The sequence below is a fragment of the Olsenella sp. Marseille-QA0557 genome, from assembly GCF_965119725.1.
GTDB classification, from domain to species: Bacteria; Actinomycetota; Coriobacteriia; order Coriobacteriales; family Atopobiaceae; genus Coprovicinus; species Coprovicinus avistercoris.
This window is the reverse complement of sequence record NZ_CBCPMI010000001.1, coordinates 1551790-1574098: the sequence shown is the minus strand read 5'-3', so window position 1 is coordinate 1574098 and position 22309 is coordinate 1551790. Positions and strand designations below refer to the sequence as shown.

Genomic DNA, 22309 nt, shown 5'->3' with positions numbered 1-22309 from the left:
AATGGAGATTTCCTACAGACCTCTTACCAGTATTTGAAAGAAAATAATCAGGCTAAGTGCAATTTTCACAACGATACCTCCATAAAACAGAGGGCTTATTTGCTTGCACAGGAGCTCAGCTGTGCTATATTTATCCAGCTATGTGTCATTGCGGGCGCTCTTGCGCCGCATCTACGGAGGTTCTAGCCATGTCCAAGGTTTGTGAGATCTGCGGTAAGCACGCTGTTGCTGGTCGCTCTATTAGCCACTCCCACCGCGTTGTAAATCGCAAGTTTAAGCCCAATATTCAGTCTGTGCACGTTGTTGTAGACGGTCGTCGTCAGCGCATGAATGTGTGCACCACCTGCCTCAAGTCTGGTAAGGTTGCCCGCTCCTAGCGCCTCCACGTGCGCTCGCACACATTGAGCTTGTATTGCAAGACCGCCTTCGGGCGGTCTTTTCTTATCTGCAAACTATCTATTCTTTCAAAACACATCTACAGAATCCCTCTGACGATTCGAGACACAGGGTTCAAAATCTTCAAATTTTTCTCGTTATCGCAAAAAGGCAGCTGCTACCCCACTATGACACGTGCAGCGTGCTCCATCCGGACCTATTACATTGGAAACACCTAGGTCAGAAAGAACTGGGATGTAACGCCTCTCAAGATCCCATTCCATCCCCTGCTCACTTACATACGTATCAGGAGCTAAGGCAAAAAGCGAAAACGTTGATCCTGCATAAGTAGAAGCAATCTCCCAGTCTTTTGTTCCGCCGGGCGACAAAATATGACATTCAAAGTTATCTTCGATGAGAACTGGCGAGAGATCGGCATTTTCAGCCAAAGTTCCAAAAACGCCCAATAAGTGGTCTGGCTTTCCTCCAGATGCGCAACTCACAGCTACCTGACCCGCGAGAGTTGCATTTGAAACCGCTTCTCGCTCGCCAAATACTTTGTTGCCAGCAGCACGTAACTGAGTAACCCCAGGCGCACTCAATCCATATCTCTCTCGCAAAGAAAGAAAAGCCAATGCTAAGTCGGTGGCATATTTCTCGGTATCAAAAAGCTCCTCATCAGGACATGTCTTCTTAACCCATGCAAGCGCCTCAGGAGAAATAGTATCGGCATCTCCTACAAACAGATCACAGACAATGCCAGCGGCTAAGCAGACATTTGCCCCGCGGTCTACACCTACCACCATTTCCGAATCATGCGCAAGCTCGCGAACGAGCTCGAGAGAACTCGGTTCAGGCGATCCACCAACGAGAAGAGCGCGGAACCGCTTCTTGCTTTCTGATGGAGAAGAACCTCGCTCCATTAGTCCACCTCAAGAGGCATCTGCTGCAATTGCTTGAGCGATACATTCTGATATTCAAATGAGAAAACCGTTGCATGATCATGCAGAAATGCTTCATCGCGTCCATCATGCCCGTTGTAGATGCATACGGTTGGAAAGCCCGCCTTCTGGGCTGTTGCCAAGCCGAACGGCGCATCTTCGAATACCCAGGTTGTTTTTGTTGGTGTGCCGATAATCTCTTGCGCACGATAGTAGATAGTTGGTTCGGTCTTTGTAAGCTTAAGGTCCTCAGCACTCACAATGCCGCTGAAATACTTACTCATGCCATGTGTTTCAAACAGTGCTCGTACTTCCGCTTCACCTGTAGAGGTTGCTATTACCATAGGAATACCAGCCTGCTCAAAAGCATCCAACAGCTCTCTTGCTCCAGGGTATGGCTGAATAGAATGTTCATATTCATATCGGACGAGTGCGCACAATTCTTCGAAGAGACTCTCACCGGTTGAACCATCATGGATCTCTTCAGCAAAAATATCGCACTTATCCGGTACTGAAAGCGGCTCAATTTTATTGAGTAGTTCACGTGTATGAACGTTGAGCTCAAGATTATGCTTTTCGAGAAGCCGAAGTACAACTTCATGCCACATGGGCATGGAATCTACCAGCGTTCCATCACAGTCAAAAATGGCTCCCTCGATAGCCATAACATTTCCCTCTCTCATAGAGCATTGCTCGTGAACAACTTGTCGCGAATCATAGTAAAGCTATGCATTATCTTGGAACAATACTGTAGACAAACAACAAAGTAATTATCTTTTCTCTAAGAGAGGTTTTGTTTGTCATACCGCAGTACTTTAATTTTGGGTACAGTATCTCAGGCAACATTGTTGCATTGGATATCACTTTTCCGGAGGTTCTCGTTCATGGCTCGTTATGATTACCATTGTTCCAATTGTAATATCACGTTTGAAGTTGAGCACCCTATGACCGCTCGCCCCACCATCACATGCCCGAACTGCGGTCAAAAAGCAGAGCGTGTCTTCGAGCCTTCAGGTATTGCATTTAAAGGCACAGGTTTTTATAACACTGATCAGCGCAATACCTCTTCAAGCTCTTCCAAAAGCTCGTGTGCACACTGCTCTGGTGGAAACTGCGAGTCTTGTGCAAGTTAGTTTTCTACACCAAGATATGTATATGAAGCAGGCGCCACGCAACTGGCGCCTTATTTTTTCTCAATATTTTGAAAGAGGGCACAAAAATGTCCATCAGGCCCCTCTTCAGCAGGGCGTGAAGCAAACATGCCATCCGGCGTTACCGCACGCAATATCATTGTTTGTACGTCATCAGGCAGTTGTTGTGCAGCTTCATCTGCAGGGATTAAAACAAATTTATCGCGCTGCTCGTTGAGGAATGCCTGAACAACATCCTCACATTCTTCCTTAAGAACAGAACAGGTTGAATACACAAGTATTCCGCCTGCCCGAACACGAGTAGCAGCAGCTCGCAAAATTGATTGTTGCAGCACCGGCAATGAATGAGTGTTATGAGGATCAAGTGCATCCTCAGAAAGACTCCAAGCTATCTCTGGATGGCGACGCAGCGTACCGGTTCCTGAACAAGGCACATCAACAAATACCTCGTCAAAGAGACCATCTTCTCTATCGGGTGCAGGAAGCCCTGCAACAGGACCTAAAAGCGCGCAGGCATCGGCTTTGAGACAAGTTACATATGGCTGCCAGCTGCGCAGGCGTTTTTCTGCAACGCGAACTTTAAACGGTATCTTGTCCACACCCACAATAGTTGCTGGACCACCCCGCTGAGATGCCGCAGCTTCAAGCAGCAATGTTTTTGTACCTCGCCCCTGACCTATTTCCAACACATGCGATCCAGGACGCGGAGATGCCAGCAAAACAATGAGACGTGCCGACAGATCACTGACGACAAGATCCCCTGAGCTCACCAAGCCTGACCTGCCAAGACCTGCCGCAGATGAGAGACGAAATACGTCGGGTAGTGGCGTATTGAGAGGCTCTAACCCAAGTGAGCACAGCAACTCCTGTGTTTGTTCAGCAGTATGTAACGCTGTATTGCCAGAAACCCACAAGGGAGCCGCATCCAAGGTACAACAGGCCATTTTGTAGGCAGCAGAAAATCCCACGCTTTGCACAATACGCCGCGTTAACCAAACAGGCCAGCCAGCCACAAGAGACAGCGCTTGCTCAGGTGCAGAATCTGTATCCCCAGAACCATTTTTCTCAGACAGATACCGAGAAGAGAGCTCTTCTCGCGCTTTTGTTATGCGGTCAGCTTCAATACTTCCCACTTTTCTTAGGACTGCATTCGCCAAACCAGCTGCTCTCGGTGCAACTGATCTCACCAGCTCTACACCCTGACTTACAGCAACAGCCTGAGGCGTAGAAAGATAGCACAGCTCAAATGTTGCTAGGCGCAGAGCATCGCGCACGCGCGGCTCCAAGCTGCTCTTTTTTGAAAGATACGCGCCGTAGAGCTTATCGAGAAGACCTAAGGTTGCACTAACACCAAGAACCAGACGCTCTACAAGTGCAACATCTTGCACGGACAACTTGCCAAGCCGCGTAGAATTGCGCAGAGCATCTCGGGCATGAGCCTGATTCCTCCGAATATCTCCTAGAACTGCAAGGGCAGCACTGCGTGCTGGAGCTAATCGCGCGCCCACAACACACCCTGTTTCAGCTCTCTAAACCCAGCTGCCCACGCAGATGCATCCATCTCACGTTTTCCATCGGGTTTAACACGTAGCAGCTCTAGTGGTCTGTCTGCACAACCTACATAAACATGACCAGACACAAAACGAGCGAAGCCAGCATCAACCGATACGCTTGCTTCTTCAGGCAGCGCACAGGCCGTACAAGCGCGCAATTTACGATTACCAACGCTCAAACGTGCTGGAGCAGCATCTGTTGCAGCTCGCACAATACGAAGATTTTGTTCCGCCGTAACAGATGGATCGAGATGCATTTCGCTTTTCTCAACCTTAGCAGCATGGGTAACATATGCCTCATCCTGCTCGACCCATTCGAGTGTGCCATCTGCGAGAGCTGGCAGGGTCTTTACCAAGAGGTCGGCACCAAGATGAGCCAACTCATCGGTGAGTTCAGTCGTTGTTTTATCTTCAATAGAGCAGGATGCTTGCGCGCAATACGGGCCAGTATCAACCCCTTTTCCAATACGCATAATTGAAACGCCTGTCTCACTATCCCCCGCGAGAATAGCTCGCTGGATGGGAGCTGCTCCCCTCCAGCGTGGCAACAATGACGCGTGGACATTAACACACCCCAAAGGTGCCATAGAAAGCATCGTATCGGGCAGGATGCATCCATATGCAGCAACACAAAACACATCTGCCGCTGCCGCGGAAAGCTTATCTTGAACCTCCGGTGTCATCCGAGAAGTTTCAAGCACTTCAAGACCGAGCTCTTCGGCGGCAATCTTAACCGGCGAAGGTTCGAGACGCTTACCGCGCGCACGCACAGCATCGGGGCGTGTTACTACCAACACAACATCATGAGCAGACGCAAGCGCACGCAGAGACGGTACTGCAAACTCAGGAGTACCCATAAAGACAACGCGCATGCATTCCTCCTTATACTTCAGTATCTCCTGGTTGAGCACCAGCTTCACGCGCCTGCTCATACTCACGAAGTGCACGAGCGCGAGCTGTTGGAGAGAGATGATCAATCATCGTTGTGCCATCAAGATGGTCGATCTCATGCTGCAAGCAAACGCACATAAGGTTGTTCTCGGCAGTATATTCAATCATGTCGCCATCAAGATTAAGGGCATGCACGACGACGCGATTAGGACGCTCTACGGTTACAGAAATGCCTGGAAATGAAAGGCATCCTTCACTCCCAGCAACGAGTTCTTGAGAGCTCTCAACAATTGTGGGGTTGATAAGAACGTAAGGATTTTTAGGTGCATCGCCGTAATCAACATCGATAACAACCAGGCGGATGTTCTCGCCTACCTGGGGCGCAGCAAGTCCGCAACCGCCTGCTGCATACATATCCTCCAGCATGCGCTGAGCAAGTTTGCGAACCGTATCATCAATATGCTCAATAGGAGCACACTGCTTTTTCAGGCGAGGATCCGGAGATAGAACAATATCGTCAATTGCGCTCATCTGAGCTCCTTTACATCGTGTTGCACCAAGCAAAACGTTTGCCGTACAACAACTCATCACTTATTCATTCGTCATGATACCCGCTTATGCACCACAACGCGCGACTGAACTCTGAGAAGCCCAAACCATGAGGGGATTACATAAGGTCGTATGCATCAACATCAATTGCAACACGCACATGCTTCGCTAAGGAGCCCAGGTGAGATACGCATGCACTCAAGACTGGCCCCGGATCCGCATTCGTAGGTGTTTTTATCAGTACGTGCCACCGAGTTCTATCTTTTACACGACCACGTGCACATTCGGCGGGACCCAACACATGCCACCCATCTCGATGGGAAGCCTCCTGGCGAGCTTGTGTAGCAATCTCATTCGCCGCATCTCTTACCTTCTTTGCATCAAGCCCCCACACCACAACATTGGTTAGTCGCGCAAATGGTGGATAGTACGCTTCCCGGCGACTATCCAGCTCGCTTGCAAGAAAAGTCGAACGATCGTGTGTGGCGACCGAAGCGATTGCGGGATGGCTAGCCCAATACGTTTGGATAATGACACGCCCTGGTCGGTCCCCTCGTCCAGCTCTGCCTGCAACCTGCTCAAGCAGATCATAAGTACGTTCTGCAGCACGAAAATCGGGCAATTTGAGGGTGGTATCGGCGTTTACTACACCCACAAGGGTAACCTCTGGAAAGTCCAGACCTTTTGCAACCATTTGTGTGCCAATAAGCACCGCACAATCACTGGCATCAAAACGTTCCAGGAGACGCTGATGTGCTCCTTTTGTACGGGTAGTGTCAGCATCCATGCGGATGATTGAAACATCGTCACCCAAAAGCGCCTGCAACTCATCCTCAACACGCTGTGTGCCAACACCAAACTGTCCCAAGTAACGACTGCCACAGTTTGGACATGATGTCGAAGGATCAGGCCAAGCACGTGTTGGCCATGAGCGTCCACACGTATGACAAACAAGCGCATGTGTACGTTCGTGATAGGCCAAAGAAGTTGAACAATGGGGACAGGTGGGCACACACCCGCACTCACGACACATCAAAAACGTAGCAAAACCACGACGATTGAGCAGCAGCACCGCTTTTTCTCGACGCTCCTCGATATCGAGAAGAGCTTGGCGCAGATCTCGTGAGAAAATCGATCGATTACCCACAGCAAACTCCTGCGTCATATCCGCAATTTTGACGGTGGGTAACTGGGCTTTTCCAGGGCGTTCATCCATGACAACACGACGCCAGACTGCATCGCGATAAGTTGGACGTTGACAACGCTCGAGACTCTCGAGTGAAGGAGTTGCACTGCCCAAGACAAGCGCAGCTCCACGCAGTTGTGCAAGCTTTGCCGCTACCTCACGAGCATGATAGCGTGGCGCTGAATCCTGCTTATACGAAGCTTCATGTTCCTCATCAACCACGATAAGACCAACATTGGTAAGCGGAGCAAAAAGGGCAGAACGCGCACCAACTACAACGTGCACATCTCCCCTATGGATAAGATCCCACTGATCAAAACGTTCTCCGACAGAAAGACGGGAATGCAAAACTGCCACGTCGTCGCCAAAACGGCTTCGGAAACGACCCACGGTTTGAGCCGTTAAAGAGATCTCAGGGACAAGAACAATTGCACCCTTTCCTTGGCGTAAAACATGCTCAATAGCAGCAAGATATACTTCTGTCTTGCCCGAGCCTGTCACACCGTCAACAAGCACCACATCGCCTCGCTGAGCTGCAATTGCCTCGCGAATAGCAAGAAGGGCTTCTTCCTGTCCTTGGGTAAGATGCTCCGGACGATGCGCTATAGCGCTTGAAAGGGTCGTCGTTTGTTCTGCTGAACCGCGCACACGCCTGCGACTCTCTACCGCAACGATACCGCGACGCTCCAGGGTACTGACAACCGACGATGCCCCGGGTATGGTAGCCACAAGCTCCGCCATGCGCGACGGTCCTGCGGCAAGCGCTGATACTATCGCTCTCTGACGGGAAGCCCTGCGCGAAGGCACAAACGACTTGCCTTCCTCGGTAAGGCAAACCCATCTATCATCCACAGGACCTGCCTGCTCACACACAAGCTCCCACATGGTATGCGGGCTATCTTCTTTTTCATGAGCTGCAGTATCTACAGGACAGGCTGTTCGTTTGCGCACACGCACGCTTTGGCCTGGGGGAAGAAAAGGATGAAGCGCTTCCGATAAAGGACAGGCGTATTCTTTTGCAATCCAAAGTGCAAGTTGAGCTGCCACTTCGTCAAAAGAAGAGCTAACCAACACCTGTTGAATGGGCAAAATATGATCGGCACGTATCTTGGCAGAAGGCCGATCTGAAAGGGAAACGATATAACCTACGGCCTGACGGTGGCCGAAAGAAACCAATACGGTGGCGCCAACTACAGCCTGGCTCTCTAAAGCTTCTGGCACACCATAATCAAAAGCACAATCAAGTGCGCGGGTGGATATGTCGAGCGCAACCTGTGCGTATACCATAACCACCTCCGCGCACTTATACGCCATGCACGAAGAACTTTAATGCGATAAAGACTCCGTAGCAACCCATGTAATACTAACGGCGCCGGTGCCAATATGGCTTGCAATGACTGGTCCACCATCTTTGACCAGCACTTTTGTATGAGGAAAACGGCGACGCAGCTCAATCATGATGTTGCGAGCTATGGATTCGGATGAAGCGCCAAACGTTGAGACAATGACTTCATGCGCTCCAGATTCCACCAGATTGATAAGGGCTCGCGCAGCTCCTGCGGAACCTTTTCCCGAACCTTCACTTCGAATGCCACCTGCATCCAGTGAGAAGACTGGCCAGCGATCGAGAAGACGCATAACCGACCGATGCGTTGCTCCCAATCTACCGCTCTTTCGGAGAGGTTTCATGTCTGGAACCGCAAAGGCAATGCGTACTTCATCGCGATACTGCTCAACCGCTTGCGCTATCTCTTCAAGCGATTTGTTCTCATCGGCAAGGCGACGAGCATAGCGCAAGCACTGCTCGAGTGCAGCAACCGTAAGACGAGAATCAACAAGACGCAGGTGAGCATCAAGATCTTCGGAAGCTGTCTGAGCGATAACGGCATCACGAGCATCACAAGCTGCGCGGTAAACGCCCGAGAGGCGCCCTGACATTGTTATGCAAAGCACATCATCATGCTCGTTGAGCAACTGACGGAATACTTCAGCAAAATGAGCAGGGTATACGGGCTCAGTAGCAATTTCTTGCGCATGGGAGAAAAGCTTCTCGTAGTCGCCATTCTCCCCCTGAGGCTTCTCATCATGACGAACACCGTCTACCACGTACTGCATGGGCAGTACGATAACTCCAAGTTCTTCAGCTTCAGCCTGGGTTAAACAGCAGGTGGAGTCAGTCACAATTTTTAGCATATGTGATCAGCTCCCATGTTGCGGTAGCGCTGATAACGCTGGTTTATCAGCTCTTCTGTGCTAAGAGCTGAAAGCTCATCGAATTCCTTCTCAAGCCGTGCCGCAAACGCGGAAGCAAATGTCTGAGAACCAAGTGCTGCATCGTCGATCACATCGTCAATAATTCCCAGCTCAAGAAGGTCAGGGGCCGTAATACGCAAAGCATCAGCTGCTTCGGGGGCGCGTTTAGGATCTTTCCAAAGGATAGAAGCTGCTCCCTCTGGGCTTACAACAGAATAGATTGCGCCAGAAAGCATAAAGACGCGATCACCGAGTGCCAGAGCAAGAGCACCACCACTGCCACCTTCACCAACAATGACGCTAATGATGGGCACCTTAAGACCACTCATTGCCATGAGATTGCTTGCAATAGCTTCGCCTTCACCGCGCTCCTCGGCGCCAATGCCACAGTAGGCACCCGACGTATCAACGAGACAAATAATCGGACGGCCAAATTTCTCAGCCTCACGCATGAGACGCAAGGCCTTGCGGTATCCCTCGGGATGAGCAGAACCAAAATTACGCGCCACGCGATCTTTGGTGTTGCGACCACGCTCAGTGCCGATAACCGTAACCGGTCGACGACCCAACAAAGCAATACCGCCTACAACCGCTCCATCATCTCCATAGAGCCTGTCGCCATGAAACTCGAGGAATCCAGAGAACGCCTGTTCAATAAGGGGCAGGACCGTCTCATGATCTCCTGAACGAACCTTTGCGAGCAAGTCGTATGCACGCGGACGCTCTGCCCCATCCTCAGTGGCAGATGTTGTATCGGTGTCCTTCTCAGGCAGCGGCTCTTCTTGCTGAGGATGACTATCCAAAACCTTGCTTACCGGAGAAGTTTCAAGGAGCGTCCGAATAGGATCGGGGGCCTCTGAAGGATTGTCGGGGTGAACCTCAGGAACAATGGGCGGTGTTACCACAGGAAGTGGATCGGTGAGCGGTTTTGCCGTTACCTCGGGATGTTCATCCGTATCGGGCGCGAGATAGCGTGTTGCTCCGTGGAACGCAAGAAGGACCGACAAGGTAGCCGGAAGATCTTGTCTGCGGACAATACGATCGACAAAACCATGCTCAAGCTGGAATTCTGCACTTTGGAATCCAGCGGGAAGTCGCTTGTGCGTTGTCTGCTCAACCACGCGTGGGCCAGCAAAGCCAATAAGGGCACCAGGCTCCGAAATAGTAATGTCGCCCTCCATAGCAAAGCTTGCCGTAACTCCACCGCATGTAGGATCGGTGAGAACGCAGATATAGAGCAAACCCGCATCAGAGTGACGGCGAACAGCAGCAGAAACCTTTGCCATTTGCATAAGGGATGTTACGCCCTCTTGCATACGTGCACCACCAGAAACGGTAAAGCCGACAACCGGAAGCCCAAGCTTGGTAGCACGCTCAAACAGACGGCAAATTTTCTCACCAACAACCGAGCCCATCGAGCCCATCATGAAGTCGGCATCCATGATAAAGAGTGCTGTATAACAACCGCCAATAGAAGCAATGCCGGTAATAACTGCATCGCGCTCCCCTGAGCGGCGACGAGCACGCTCGAGCTTCTCATCGTATCCGGGGAAATTGAGGTAGTTGTTTACCGACAAATCGTGGTCGAGTTCCTCAAAGCTGCCGGCGTCCACCGTCATTGCAAGACGACGACGAGCTCCAACGCGCATAGGGAACCCACAACGGGGACAAACGTTTAAATTGTCGGCAAGCGTGTCGGCATCTACAACACGACGGCACGATGGACACTTAACAAGCAGATGCCTGTCAGGAACTTCAACAGGTACTTCAGTTGCTGGTCCTTCAAGAACGTTAATGCTCTTGTGTTTTTTATCCCTCGGCATAGAGATGCTCCATGAGATCGGTGTGATAGATTCCCGAGACAAACTCGGGGTTAGAGAGAATATCAAGCTGCAGTTCTGAATTCTCTTCTACGCCCTCGATTACAAGCTCACCAAGGGCAGAACGCATTTTGCGAATAGCCTCTTCACGGGAAGGTGAAGAAACGATCAGCTTGCCAAGCATCGAGTCGTAAAACGGCGGAACCTCAGCACCCTGGAACAGCGCGGTATCAAAACGGACCCATGGCCCGCCAGGCACATGCAGGGTATTGATGCGACCACAAGAGGGCAAAAACTCTGGGGTCTCCGCATTGATGCGGCACTCGATGGCATGGCCGGAGACATGCACATCATCCTGGGTGAATGGCAGTTCAGCACCAGAGGCAACTCTGAGATGCCACTTCACCAAATCAAGACCCGTCACCATTTCGGTAACAGGATGCTCGACTTGAAGACGAGTATTCATTTCCATAAAAGCAAACGTGCCATCATCGGAGTAGAGATACTCGATCGTACCCACACCGACATATCCCACAGCACGTGCTAAGTTGCGAGCAGCTTCATGCATATGCTCACGAACTTCTTGCGTGATAGAGGGGCTGGGACTTTCCTCAAGCAGCTTTTGGTTATGACGCTGTACCGAACACTCGCGCTCACCCAAGCTCACAACATTTCCTGCTTGATCGGCAAGAATCTGAACTTCAACATGGTGTGCCGGATGAATAAAGCGCTCCATGTAACAACCGCCATCACCGAATGCAGCTTCCGCCTCAGAGCTAGCAGCTAAATATGCTGCACGCACCTCGGAAGGATCAGACACCTTACGAATGCCGCGGCCACCGCCGCCAGCACGAGCCTTAATCAGCAAAGGAAAACCAATTCGGGCGGCCTGTTTTTCTGCATCATCGGCATCAACGAGGAGGTCGGAACCCTCAACAATGGGCACCTTTGCCTCACGAGCAGTACGGCGTGCTTCGTCCTTATCACCCATTCGCTCTATGACTTCGGGGCTGGGACCCACAAAGGCAATGCCGCATTCACGACAACGACGGGCAAATTCTGCCGACTCAGAAAGAAAGCCATAACCTGGATGAATTGCAACGGCACCACTCTCAAGCGCCACTGTAAGAATGGCATCCATATTGAGATAGCTTTCCTGGGGGCGTGGCCCACCAATGCAGTACGCCTCATCCGCAATTTGTACATGGAAAGCACCGGCATCAGCTGTTGAATACACCGCTACGGTCTTCACGCCCATTTCCTTGCAGGCGCGAATAACGCGAACAGCAATTTCACCGCGGTTTGCAACGAGAATTTTTTCGAACATACTTACTCGCCGCTCTTCTCACCGGGAACAAGTGCAAAGGACATATCCGCTACACAGCAAAGATGACCATCTACGGATGCCTCACCATGAGCGAAGTGGAAAATCCCACGCTCGCGCGTGATGGAACATTTGAGTTCGACCGTATCGCCAGGGCGAACCGGACTCTTAAAACGAACCTTATCCAGGCTGGTATACATTGGCGTGCAACCCTTAGCAGCCTCATTCTGTCCGAGAAGAACACAGCAGTTCTGGGCAAGCATTTCACAAAGAATGACGCCAGGTACTACAGGATTTCCTGGGAAGTGTCCCTGGACAAAAAAATCCTCACCCGTAATGGTGATATGTCCGATAGCTTCACCATCGATAACCTCAGCATCATCGAGCAGCAGCATGGGCTCGCGGTGCGGCAAAAGCTCTTTAAGTTGCTCTTTATCCACGATTCCTCCTAGATAAGTTTCATGAGCGTGCCGCCAAACTCAACAAGCTCACCATCGGACACACAGATATCCACCACTTCACCGTCCTGCTCAGCCACAACCTCATTCATGAGCTTCATGGCCTCAATAACGCAGAGGGTATCACCCTTCTTTACCTTTGAACCCACATGTACAAAGGGCTCAGCGCCTGGAGATGGAGCAGCGTAGAATACGCCTACCATCGGCGCTGTGACGTCAACTGTCTTAGACATGTCGAGGGGTTTGTCATCAGGATCTAAGGGTGCCTCAGGAGCAACGAGTTCTTCCTGGACGACAGGAGCTGCAGGTGCGGGTGCCGGAGCGGCTGGGACTCCAGCCGGTGCAGCAGGGGCAACCGGAGCCACAGGAAGCGATGGTGCAGCAAGCGGGGCTGTAGGAGCACACTCAAGCTCTACCACCTGAGCTCCCTCTTCAACCCGCAAGCGTGTCAGACCATTTTCACGTAACACACGAGCATAGTCTGCAAGAATGCTGGAATCGATCATGGGTCCTCCTAATCCTCAAATGCCTTGAAAACGAGTGCGGCATTGTGGCCACCAAAGCCGAGGGAGTCGGAAAGTGCCCACTTGGCATCAAACTCCACTGCAGAACCTGGTGTGTAATCGAGATCACAGTCTGGATCAGCATCAACAAGATTGATGGTCGGCGGCACAATCTTTTCTTCCAGAACTTTGACAGATGCAAGGGCCTCGATAGCACCGGCGGCACCAAGCATATGACCTGTCATCGACTTTGTGGAAGAAATCTTTACTTCATGAGCAGCTTCCTCACCAAGAGCAAGCTTAATACCAGCTGTTTCGGAGGCATCATTAAGCTTGGTTGATGTGCCATGTGCATTGATATAAAGGCCTTCGGAAGGATCGCAATCGGCTTCTGTAACAGCCTGGGAGATAGCACGAGCAATACCTGCCGCATTGGGATCGGGGCTGGTAATGTGATACGCATCGCATGTATTTCCATAGCCGCAAATCTCAGCATAGATGTGAGCGCCGCGTGCAAGAGCGTGCTCCATTTCTTCAAGCACAAGAATTGCTGCACCTTCGCCCATGACAAAGCCATCACGATTTGCGTCAAACGGACGGCATGCCGTTGCAGGATCAGGATTGCGCGTTAAAGCCTTGGCATTTGCAAAGCCAGCCACCGCAACAGGAACGATAGGAGCCTCAGAGCCACCCGCAATGATGGCGTCAGCATAGCCATGCTTAATTGCGCGGAATGCCTCGCCGATCGCATGCGTAGAGGTGGCACACGCGGTAACTACCGGAAGGGTAGGACCATAGCATTTATGGCGAATAGCAATTTGGCCTGCAGCCATATTGGAAATCATGGCTGGAATACTAAAGGGAGAAACACGATTGGGGCCGCTCTTAACCAGTGCGTCCTCGTTTACTACCGTTGACTCAATACCACCAACACCTGAGCCAACATATACGCCCAGACGCTCTCGGTCTATCACGTCTTCGCCATCAAGACCAGCATCAGCAACAGCCTCATTGGCAGCAACGATTGCATAATGGACGAAGGGGTCGTTACGGCGAGCCTCAGCAACGCCAAAAACCTCACGAGCATCGAAGTTTTTTACCTCGGCAGCAACTTTTACTCGCTGATTCGAAGCATCGAACTTCGTAATAGGGCCAATACCTGATTTACCAGCCTTAAGCGACTCCCAGCTCTCAGCTGCTGTATTACCTACAGGTGTAATGGCTCCCAAACCGGTAATGGCGACTCTGCGCTCCATGTATTTTCTCCTAACCTACCGCGACCGTGCCGCAAAACTCTACATGCTCATTCCGCCATCGACGGGCAAAACCACACCGGTGATGTAGTCTGCTGCGTCGCTCGCGAGAAATGCAATAGCATTCGCGATGGCATCTGGGTCACAGAGGCGGCCCAGAGGAATCTGTCCCTCATAAGAAGCAATAATTGAATCGGAAAGTTTGGCCGTCATATCTGTGCGAACAAAGCCAGGTGCTACCACATTGGCAGTAACGCCACGGCCAGCAAGCTCACGGGCAACAGATTTTGTAAATCCAATGACACCAGCCTTCGAAGCGGCGTAGTTTGCCTGGCCAGCATTGCCCATAACGCCAACAACGGAGCTTACATTGATGATATGACCGCCGCGCTGACGCATAAATTGCCTGGTAAGCGCCTTTGTCATCAGAAACGTACCCTTAAGGTTGACTTTGATAACGCGATCAAAGTCATCTTCGGACATGCGAAGCAAAAGGCCATCTGCAGTAACGCCTGCATTGTTTACCAGTGTCCAAACGCTTCCAAAATCAGCAAGCACTTGCTTTACGCAAGCATCCACTTCTTCAGCATTGGAAACGTCGCAACGATAAGCGCGAGCACAGGCACCAAGGTCGCCAAGCTCATCCACAACAGCTTGAGCGCGCTCTGCATTACCTGCATACACGATAGCAACGTCATAGCCATCGGTAGCAAGTGCCAAGGCAGTTTCACGACCAATACCGCGAGAACCGCCCGTTACGAGCGCAACGCGACGTGATGTGTCGCGTTCAAGAGCTCCTTCACTCATGCTTGGCTCCCCTCCAGGTGCTCAAGCACCTTATCAAGTTGCTCTGGTGTTTCGGCAGGCTGAGCCCATACATCAGGAGCAGTTCTACTCACAAGGCCAGTGAGCGTCTTGCCAGGACCGCACTCAATGAATGAATCAAATCCCTGAGAAACCAGCATTTCTACTGTTTGTTGCCAGCGGACAGGATGTGATGCCTGAGACGCAAGCAGCTCATTCATCTCTGCAATCTCGACGGGATAAGGCTCAGCAGTGACATTTGCAATAACCGTCGTTTGCGTTGGTGCAAGAGAATGCTCCGAAAGCCATGCACGCAGCCCTTCGGTTGCAGGAAGCATAAGTGGACTATGGAACGCGCCGGACACCTTTACCGGCAAGCTCCTGCCGCCAGCCTCACGTACAAGCACATCAAGGCGCTCTAAACCCTCAGGTAAACCTGCTACAGAAGTTTGTTGAGCACTGTTGTAATTGACAGGCCAACAATCACCTGCCCGCTCGGCAAGCTCCTCAATGGTAGAGGCATCGAGCTTCACTACAGCACGCATACCACCAGGATTTTGCTCAGAAGCCTGAGCCATAAGCTCTCCGCGATGCCTGACAAGCGCAAAGCCCTCACTTAAGCTCAAAGCCCCAGCAAAGGTAAGCGCCGCAACCTCGCCAAGCGAAAAACCTGCTACAGCTTCCGGCTTGATGCCGCGCGCCACAAGGGCGCGCGCGCAAGCAAGGTCAAGTGCAAACACGCAAGGTTGCGTATTCTCGGTCTTCTGCAGGTCTTCTTTTGAGCCATCAAAGCACAGCTCGAGAAGACCAGGCATTTCATGATCGAGCGCATCCATCAACTCACGGACAGCAGGCTCACGATCGTAGAGACCCTTTCCCATACCAGGATGTTGAGCGCCCTGGCCGGAGAAGAGGAAGGCTACTTTACCCATTTACCTGCCTCCGAAAGAACTTTTTCTGCACCATCGAGAAGGTCATCAACAATAGCTGCAGCACTTTCGCGCTTCTTCACCATACCGGCGATCTGGCCAGCCATGAAGCTACCCTCTTCATAGTTGCCATCCACAGCCGCTTTACGAAGCGAACCGGCGCCAAGTTTACCGAGTTCCTCAGCTGAGACACCTTCACGCTCAAGACGGGCATACTTATTGGAAAACGGCGTCTTCAAACAACGAACCGCATGATCATCACGACGGCCTGTGACAATAGTAGAAATATCACCAGCCTTCAGAATGCGCTCTTTATACTCTTCGCTTACGGTGCACTCATCAGCAACTAAGAAACGTGTGCCAACTTGAACACCTACAGCGCCCAGCATAAATGCCGCAGCAACGCCACGACCATCAGCGATTCCGCCGGCAGCAATAACAGGAATGTTGACAGCGTCTACAACCTGAGGAACAAGTGTCATGGTTGTAAGATCGCCGACATGGCCTCCTGATTCTCCGCCTTCAGCTACCACAGCTGTTGCGCCAGCACGCTCTACCAAGCGAGCGAGAGCAACAGAAGCAACTACCGGCACAACCTTGATACCAGCCGGAACCCAGGTCTTCATGTATTTATTGGGAGTACCAGCACCTGTAACAACCACATCGACATGTTCATCAACAACTACCTGAGCAACCTCATCAACAAAGGGGCTCTGGAGCATGATGTTTACGCCAAAGGGTTTATCGGTGCGCTTACGGCACTCACGAATCTGGTTACGCAGCCACTCAGCATCGGCGTTCATAGCCGAAATAATGCCGAGGCCACCGGCGTTAGACACGGCGCTTGCCAGGCTTGCATCAGCAATCCAAGCCATACCGCCCTGAAAAACTGGCTTTTCAATTCCTATTGCATCACACAAAGGGGTACGAATCATGCCGCTTCCCTACTTCAACTCTTGTTGGTTTTCTTAGTTTTTCTCGGCGATAAGGCCGTCGACAATCTCGGCGAATTCACCAATGGTGGCAGGCTTGGCATCTGGATCGATCTCGATGTCAAACTCAGTCTCGCAGGTCATGACTGCCTCGACGACAGCCAGAGAATCCAGGCCAGCCTCTTCGAGAGTGGTCTCGGGGGTAAGCTCGCCCTCAACACCGTCCTGCTCGCGAAGGATCTCACAAATGCGCTCAAAGGTGGACTGATCTGCCATTGTTGACTCCTGTTCCGGGGCCCTGCCCCTGTCGTGTACAGCAACGCCGGGTGCGCCACTGTTGAACCCTAATTAGTCGGATAAATCTGAAGGTGTTTTGGCAAGCGTTGCTGCACCAGCACTCTTTTCGTCCCACTGCAACAAACAAGAACCAGTTGTAAGGCCAGCGCCAAAACCAACCATCGCAACGTACTCTCCAGCAGCAAGCTCTCCTGTACGAACAAGTTTGTCCAGTGCCAAAGGAATGCAAGCACTCGAGATGTTGCCGGTATCTGCCAAGGTGCGAACAACACGATCGCCATCTATGCCCAATCGCGTGATAGCCGAATCGAGAATGCGCCCATTGGCCTGATGGAATACAAAATGATCGATATCTTGAGGAGTAATGCCTGCATCTGCAGCAAGCTTACGAACCTCTTGCACAATAGAAGTCACACCATACTTAAACACTTCTCCACCATGCATAGAGAGTGTGCAGGGTCGTGGCTCCGAGACATTGAAAGGACTTGATCCAGAAAGACCTGGCACCTCAAGCACCTCAAGATCAGGTTTTGTAGATAGGTGAACCGAAATAAATCCTTCGCCACCGTCGCCAAGCACAGCTGCCGATGCGCCATCACCAAACAATACGCAGGTGGACCTATCATGCCAGTCCATAAGACGCGTATAGCGTTCAGCGGCTACAACCAACACTCGACGAGCGCGACCGCGTGCGAACCAGCCGTCGGCAACATCAAGGGCAAAAATGAAGCCCGCACATGCAGCAGCAACATCGAACGAAGGACAGGCAGCACCAATGCGCTCGCCAACAGCTGTTGCCTGAGCGGGAACAATATGGTCGGGAGATGTCGTTGAGCAGACAATTAAGTCAAGCTCCGATGCATCAACGCCGGCGTAAGACAAAGCCTCTTCAGCAGCGCGAGTAGCCAAGTCGTCAAGCGAATCGGTGGTGCATACATGACGAGTCTTAATGCCAGTTCGCTGGCTGATCCACTCGTCAGAGGTATCTAAGAACTCAGACAAATCATCATTTGTAACCACACGCTCAGGAAGGGCTGTGCCCGTTCCTAGGATGCGGAAGCCCATTTAGGCCCTCCCCTCGTCACCCATACGACGCGCAGAGTTGCTATCGCTGGTGTGTTCACTTTTCGAGCTCTTGTCTGTACGGTCACTGCGATAAAAACGTTCAAGACGTCCAAGAGCAACCAGTAAAAGATCAACGTCGCGCGATGACATGCCCTTTGTAATGGCGCGTGCCATATTGCGATAAAACCCTTGACGAACTCGATAAAGACGAGTGCCTTCGCCTGTGAGTGCAACATTTACGCATCGTGCATCGTCTTTGCTGCGTGTCTTTGTGAGCAGACCCTTCCGCACAAGCTTATTGACACTTGCGGTCGCTGAAGAACCTTTCACTTCAACAGCAGCAGCGATGGCACTTACCGTAACGCTACGCCCTTGCCCCAAGGTTTCATCGCCAACGAACTGTATGATCCTTGTTTCGCCCATGGACAAACCGCCCACAAGACCCTCTTCTGAATTGTATACGGAGAAAAGCAGATCGCTCACCTCAACCGCAATATGCTCAGCCTTAGCGGCGCTCGCACGAGCCACACGGGCATGGCGGTCGGCAGAAGTGCCCGTCCACACTTCTTCAGAGGAAGTATCTGAGCGAGACTCATAGTCAGATGAAGAGGCTTGATGTGCGACAAAAGGTGATGCAACAGCAAAGTTATCTTCGGAAGAAGATTCGTGATGCTGAATGCTCTGCTCGCTCATCACAGACATGTGCGCCTCCTCTAAACATTTCATTCACAGAGATGCTGCTTCAGAACAGTTAGTTAGTCTAACTAACTAACTTTTAAAATGAAGCAAGAGACGCTGAAGCTCCTAGATTGTCATAGGAGCTTCACAATGTTTATAAGGTTAAACAATTATTGATACCTGCATTATGCGTTTTTGCAGGCCTCACGAAGAGCATCGACGCGATCGGTACGCTCCCAGGTGAAATCAGCATCTTCACGGCCAAAATGACCATACGCAGCTGTTTTCTCAAAAATGGGACGACGTAAATCCAAATCGCGAATAATAGCGCCCGGACGCAAATCGAAGACTTCGTTAATTGCGCGAGCGATTGCCTCATCACTAAAAGATCCTGTTCCCTGTGTGTCAACTGTAATGGAAACAGGTCGTGACACACCAATAGCGTAGGCAAGCTCAATTTCACAGCGATGCGCCAACCCGGCCGCTACAACATTTTTCGCAACCCAGCGTGCCGCATATGCCGCAGATCGATCTACCTTCGTGCAGTCTTTACCGGAGAAGCACCCTCCTCCATGGCGACCCATGCCTCCATACGTATCGACGATTATCTTGCGACCCGTAAGGCCGGTATCTCCCATAGGTCCGCCGACAACAAACCTTCCCGTAGGATTTACGAAAAGCCGCGAGTTGCCCCAATCTATACCTGCCTGAGCCATAACAGGAGCAATAACATGCTCAATGAGGTCATCGCGGATTTGATCCATCGAATCAATTTCAGCTGCATGCTGCGTAGAAATAACAATGGTATCCACGGCAACAGGACGTCCATTTTCATATCTCACAGTAACCTGTGTTTTGCCATCAGGGCGCAAATACGGAAGCGTGCCATCATGGCGCACGGCAGCTAGGCGCTCAGCAAGACGACTTGCAAGATAGTGAGGCATTGGCATGAGCACATCTGTTTCGTCACAAGCAAAACCAAACATCATGCCCTGATCGCCAGCGCCTATTAAATCAAGTGGATCACCCGCCCCAGAACGAGCATCCAAACTCTCATCTACACCCTGTGCAATATCTGGACTTTGCTCATGAATCATATTGATAACGCCACAGGTTTCGCAATCAAAACCATACTTTGCGCGATCATAGCCAATGCGGCGAATAACCTCACGCGCAATGCGCTGAACATCAACGTATGCCTGTGTACGTATCTCACCCGCTACAATAACGGTTCCCGTTGTAACCAATGTTTCGCAAGCACAGCGCACCTGATCTAAACGAGCAGGAATTCCGGAATGATCTTTATATCCCTGTTTTTCTAGAACAGCTTCTTTTTCAAGGATTGCATCGAGCACGGCATCCGAAATCTGATCGGCAATTTTATCGGGGTGGCCCTCGGTGACAGATTCCGACGTAAACAGATAACTCGAATTCGAGGTGGAACGAGAGATATCCTGCATAGTTCGTCACTCCTTAGACGATTGCTTGATGGCCGTTACCATTCCATCAAAACCATTCCGCATAACTTCTATCCTACCCGTGCAGCTCATGCATAATCGAACAAAGCAACGGATTCAATGAAGCATAGACGATACACCAGACCTCTACCAGATGAAGAGGACTATCAAATCTACAAGCTCTTGTAGGCTCTGTACAAAGCGATCTGAGATGAGCTCAATCGTGTTCTAGAGCAATATAATGCCTGTGACCAGAAGATCAGAACGCTCCTGTAATGCATTGCGTTTTATGGTCTTATAAACTATGACACCCAACGAGCTCAAGCTCAGGTAACTCCAACGAGAGGAATTCCATGCCAGACACTCCGGTTCGCGTTCGATTTGCCCCTTCCCCCACAGGAAAACTTCACGTAGGCGGCGCTCGTACTGCAATTTTTAACTGGGCGTTTGCCCGCGCAAATCACGGATCGTTTATTCTTCGCATCGACGATACCGATCCTACGCGCTCAACCGAAGAGAACACGCAAATCATTTTGCGCGCCATGCGTTGGCTTGGTCTTGACTGGGATGAAGGTCCAGAGGTAGGTGGAGATTTTGGTCCCTACGCCCAAACAGAGCGCGCTGCTATGTATCGAGAAGCACTTGAGCAGCTCATTGCAAAAGGCGCAGCGTATCCTTGTTTTTGCACACCAGAACAGCTCGAAGAGGATCGCCAGGCGGCACGCGCACGCAAAGATCCATTCCAGGGATACCAAAGGCGCTGTCGCGACCTTGATCCGGATGAAGCTCGCAAGCGTATAGAAGCTGGTGAGCCTCATGTCTGGCGCATTAAAGTTCCTCTCGATCGTGGCGATGTTGTAGTAAATGATGCTGTGCATGGACAGGTAACTTTTGCTGCACGCGAGTTAGACGATTTTGTTATCTTCCGCTCTGATGGAACACCTACTTATAATTTCGCCACCGTTGTTGATGATGCAGCCATGAAGATCACCCACGTTATTCGTGGAGACGATCACCTTTCCAACACGCCGAGGCAAGTCATGGTATACGAGGCGCTGGGCGCTCCAGTGCCTGTGTTTGCACACATCTCCATGATTCTGGGCACTGACGGCAAAAAGCTCTCTAAACGCCATGGTGCAACAAGCGTGGAAGAATACCGCGATGCAGGCTATCTCTCCGATGCATTCGTAAACTACCTCGCTCTTCTCGGTTGGTCTCCAGATGGAGAAACAACTATTGTTCCGCGCGAAGCACTTGCAAAGACCTTCTCGCTTGAGCATGTTTCTAAAAATCCCGCCACATTTGATCCGAAAAAGCTTGACTGGATGAATGCGGAATACATTAACGCCATGACCGACCAGGATTTTGCCAACACCATCCTGATACCCGAGCTCATTGATGCAGGACTCATTACCAAACCAGAAGATCGTGATGAGGCTTGGTGGCTTACGCTTGCAAGCATTGTGAAGCCACGTGTTAAACATCTCGGCGAAGTGGTATCCGTCTGTGGCATGATTTTTTCTCATGCCGATACGCTTGCCTATGATGAAAAAGCTGTTTCCAAAGGTCTTGCAAAAGAAGGTATGGGATCTGTGCTTGACGCTGCTCAACAAGCGCTGGGAACTCTGTCCGAGGATTGCTGGACCGAGACTGCTATAGATGCTGCTCTCGAGCCACTTCCGGAAAAGCTCGACATGAAGAAGCGCCTTGTCTTCCAAGCTATTCGAGCAGCAATTTGTGGCAATCTTGTCTCTCCCCCGCTTGGTACCACAATGCAACTTATTGGACGCGACGATTGCCTCGCACGCATTGCTCGTGCACGCACCATGGCGCTCTAAAACCTTTTTCACACCATCTGTTCCAACAACGCCAAGAAAAGCGAGGATACGA

The 22309-nt window shown here is 51.1% G+C and carries 22 protein-coding genes; 3 read left to right on the top strand and 19 right to left on the bottom strand.

The window, feature by feature from the left end:
• Nucleotides 1-188: 188 nt before the first annotated feature.
• Complete coding sequence (gene rpmB / locus ACQY6Y_RS07170) at nucleotides 189-377, top strand: 50S ribosomal protein L28 (protein ID WP_428379631.1); 189 nt, start codon at nucleotides 189-191, stop codon at nucleotides 375-377.
• A gap of 156 nt (nucleotides 378-533) precedes the next feature.
• On the opposite strand, the gene ACQY6Y_RS07165 is transcribed toward rpmB, so the two are convergent.
• Nucleotides 534-1298 carry a thiamine diphosphokinase gene (locus tag ACQY6Y_RS07165; protein WP_428379630.1) on the bottom strand — a complete coding sequence of 255 codons (765 nt, stop codon included), beginning with the start codon at nucleotides 1296-1298 and terminating at the stop codon, nucleotides 534-536.
• The gene (locus ACQY6Y_RS07160) at nucleotides 1298-1981 is read right to left on the bottom strand and encodes an HAD family hydrolase (protein WP_428379629.1); all 684 of its coding nucleotides are present in this window, start codon (nucleotides 1979-1981) and stop codon (nucleotides 1298-1300) included. The genes ACQY6Y_RS07165 and ACQY6Y_RS07160 overlap by 1 nt, the downstream gene beginning before the upstream one ends.
• 219 nt (nucleotides 1982-2200) lie before the next feature.
• Here ACQY6Y_RS07160 and ACQY6Y_RS07155 point away from each other — a divergent pair, with 219 nt between their 5' ends.
• Nucleotides 2201-2449 carry an FmdB family zinc ribbon protein gene (locus tag ACQY6Y_RS07155; protein ID WP_428379628.1) on the top strand — a complete coding sequence of 83 codons (249 nt, stop codon included), beginning with the start codon at nucleotides 2201-2203 and terminating at the stop codon, nucleotides 2447-2449.
• A 50-nt stretch (nucleotides 2450-2499) separates the two neighbouring features.
• Here the strand turns inward: ACQY6Y_RS07155 and ACQY6Y_RS07150 are convergent, their stop codons facing one another.
• The 17 genes from ACQY6Y_RS07150 to metK form a co-directional block, all read right to left on the bottom strand.
• The gene (locus tag ACQY6Y_RS07150; RefSeq protein ID WP_428379627.1) at nucleotides 2500-3975 is read right to left on the bottom strand and encodes an RsmB/NOP family class I SAM-dependent RNA methyltransferase; all 1476 of its coding nucleotides are present in this window, start codon (nucleotides 3973-3975) and stop codon (nucleotides 2500-2502) included.
• Nucleotides 3960-4892 carry a methionyl-tRNA formyltransferase gene (gene fmt / locus ACQY6Y_RS07145; RefSeq protein WP_428379626.1) on the bottom strand — a complete coding sequence of 311 codons (933 nt, stop codon included), beginning with the start codon at nucleotides 4890-4892 and terminating at the stop codon, nucleotides 3960-3962. Before fmt ends, ACQY6Y_RS07150 begins: the two co-directional genes overlap by 16 nt.
• 10 nt (nucleotides 4893-4902) lie before the next feature.
• Entirely contained in the window at nucleotides 4903-5442 is a 540-nt protein-coding gene (def, locus tag ACQY6Y_RS07140; protein WP_428379625.1) for a peptide deformylase, read from the bottom strand.
• 136 nt (nucleotides 5443-5578) lie between these two features.
• Nucleotides 5579-7933, bottom strand: a complete 2355-nt coding sequence (gene priA / locus ACQY6Y_RS07135; RefSeq protein WP_428379623.1) for a replication restart helicase PriA — start codon at nucleotides 7931-7933, stop codon at nucleotides 5579-5581.
• A gap of 39 nt (nucleotides 7934-7972) precedes the next feature.
• Nucleotides 7973-8839: a DegV family protein gene (locus ACQY6Y_RS07130; protein ID WP_428379622.1), complete on the bottom strand. Its 867-nt coding sequence runs from the start codon at nucleotides 8837-8839 to the stop codon at nucleotides 7973-7975.
• Complete coding sequence (gene accA, locus ACQY6Y_RS07125) at nucleotides 8833-10722, bottom strand: acetyl-CoA carboxylase carboxyl transferase subunit alpha (RefSeq protein ID WP_428379621.1); 1890 nt, start codon at nucleotides 10720-10722, stop codon at nucleotides 8833-8835. Before accA ends, ACQY6Y_RS07130 begins: the two co-directional genes overlap by 7 nt.
• Nucleotides 10709-12046, bottom strand: a complete 1338-nt coding sequence (locus ACQY6Y_RS07120; protein ID WP_428379620.1) for an acetyl-CoA carboxylase biotin carboxylase subunit — start codon at nucleotides 12044-12046, stop codon at nucleotides 10709-10711. The genes accA and ACQY6Y_RS07120 overlap by 14 nt, the downstream gene beginning before the upstream one ends.
• 2 nt (nucleotides 12047-12048) lie before the next feature.
• Nucleotides 12049-12483 (bottom strand): 3-hydroxyacyl-ACP dehydratase FabZ, encoded by a 435-nt coding sequence (gene fabZ / locus ACQY6Y_RS07115; protein ID WP_428379619.1) that lies wholly within the window; start codon nucleotides 12481-12483, stop codon nucleotides 12049-12051.
• An 8-nt stretch (nucleotides 12484-12491) separates the two neighbouring features.
• Nucleotides 12492-13007, bottom strand: coding sequence for an acetyl-CoA carboxylase biotin carboxyl carrier protein (gene accB / locus ACQY6Y_RS07110; RefSeq protein WP_428379617.1), 516 nt, complete (start codon nucleotides 13005-13007; stop codon nucleotides 12492-12494).
• An 8-nt stretch (nucleotides 13008-13015) separates the two neighbouring features.
• The gene (fabF, locus tag ACQY6Y_RS07105) at nucleotides 13016-14260 is read right to left on the bottom strand and encodes a beta-ketoacyl-ACP synthase II (protein ID WP_428379616.1); all 1245 of its coding nucleotides are present in this window, start codon (nucleotides 14258-14260) and stop codon (nucleotides 13016-13018) included.
• A gap of 39 nt (nucleotides 14261-14299) precedes the next feature.
• Entirely contained in the window at nucleotides 14300-15064 is a 765-nt protein-coding gene (gene fabG, locus ACQY6Y_RS07100) for a 3-oxoacyl-[acyl-carrier-protein] reductase (protein WP_428379615.1), read from the bottom strand.
• Complete coding sequence (locus tag ACQY6Y_RS07095; RefSeq protein ID WP_428379614.1) at nucleotides 15061-15993, bottom strand: ACP S-malonyltransferase; 933 nt, start codon at nucleotides 15991-15993, stop codon at nucleotides 15061-15063. The genes fabG and ACQY6Y_RS07095 overlap by 4 nt, the downstream gene beginning before the upstream one ends.
• Nucleotides 15981-16925 carry an enoyl-[acyl-carrier-protein] reductase FabK gene (gene fabK / locus ACQY6Y_RS07090; RefSeq protein WP_428379613.1) on the bottom strand — a complete coding sequence of 315 codons (945 nt, stop codon included), beginning with the start codon at nucleotides 16923-16925 and terminating at the stop codon, nucleotides 15981-15983. Before fabK ends, ACQY6Y_RS07095 begins: the two co-directional genes overlap by 13 nt.
• Nucleotides 16926-16958: 33 nt before the next feature.
• The gene (locus ACQY6Y_RS07085) at nucleotides 16959-17198 is read right to left on the bottom strand and encodes an acyl carrier protein (protein ID WP_428379612.1); all 240 of its coding nucleotides are present in this window, start codon (nucleotides 17196-17198) and stop codon (nucleotides 16959-16961) included.
• Between the two features lie 72 nt (nucleotides 17199-17270).
• Complete coding sequence (locus ACQY6Y_RS07080) at nucleotides 17271-18284, bottom strand: 3-oxoacyl-ACP synthase III family protein (protein ID WP_428379611.1); 1014 nt, start codon at nucleotides 18282-18284, stop codon at nucleotides 17271-17273.
• Nucleotides 18285-18986, bottom strand: a complete 702-nt coding sequence (locus ACQY6Y_RS07075; RefSeq protein WP_428379610.1) for a MarR family winged helix-turn-helix transcriptional regulator — start codon at nucleotides 18984-18986, stop codon at nucleotides 18285-18287. It lies immediately after the preceding gene.
• Between the two features lie 161 nt (nucleotides 18987-19147).
• Nucleotides 19148-20422, bottom strand: a complete 1275-nt coding sequence (metK, locus tag ACQY6Y_RS07070) for a methionine adenosyltransferase (protein ID WP_428379609.1) — start codon at nucleotides 20420-20422, stop codon at nucleotides 19148-19150.
• A gap of 350 nt (nucleotides 20423-20772) precedes the next feature.
• On the opposite strand from metK, the gene gltX reads away from it, so the two are divergent.
• Nucleotides 20773-22257 carry a glutamate--tRNA ligase gene (gene gltX / locus ACQY6Y_RS07065; RefSeq protein ID WP_428379608.1) on the top strand — a complete coding sequence of 495 codons (1485 nt, stop codon included), beginning with the start codon at nucleotides 20773-20775 and terminating at the stop codon, nucleotides 22255-22257.
• Nucleotides 22258-22309 lie beyond the last annotated feature (52 nt).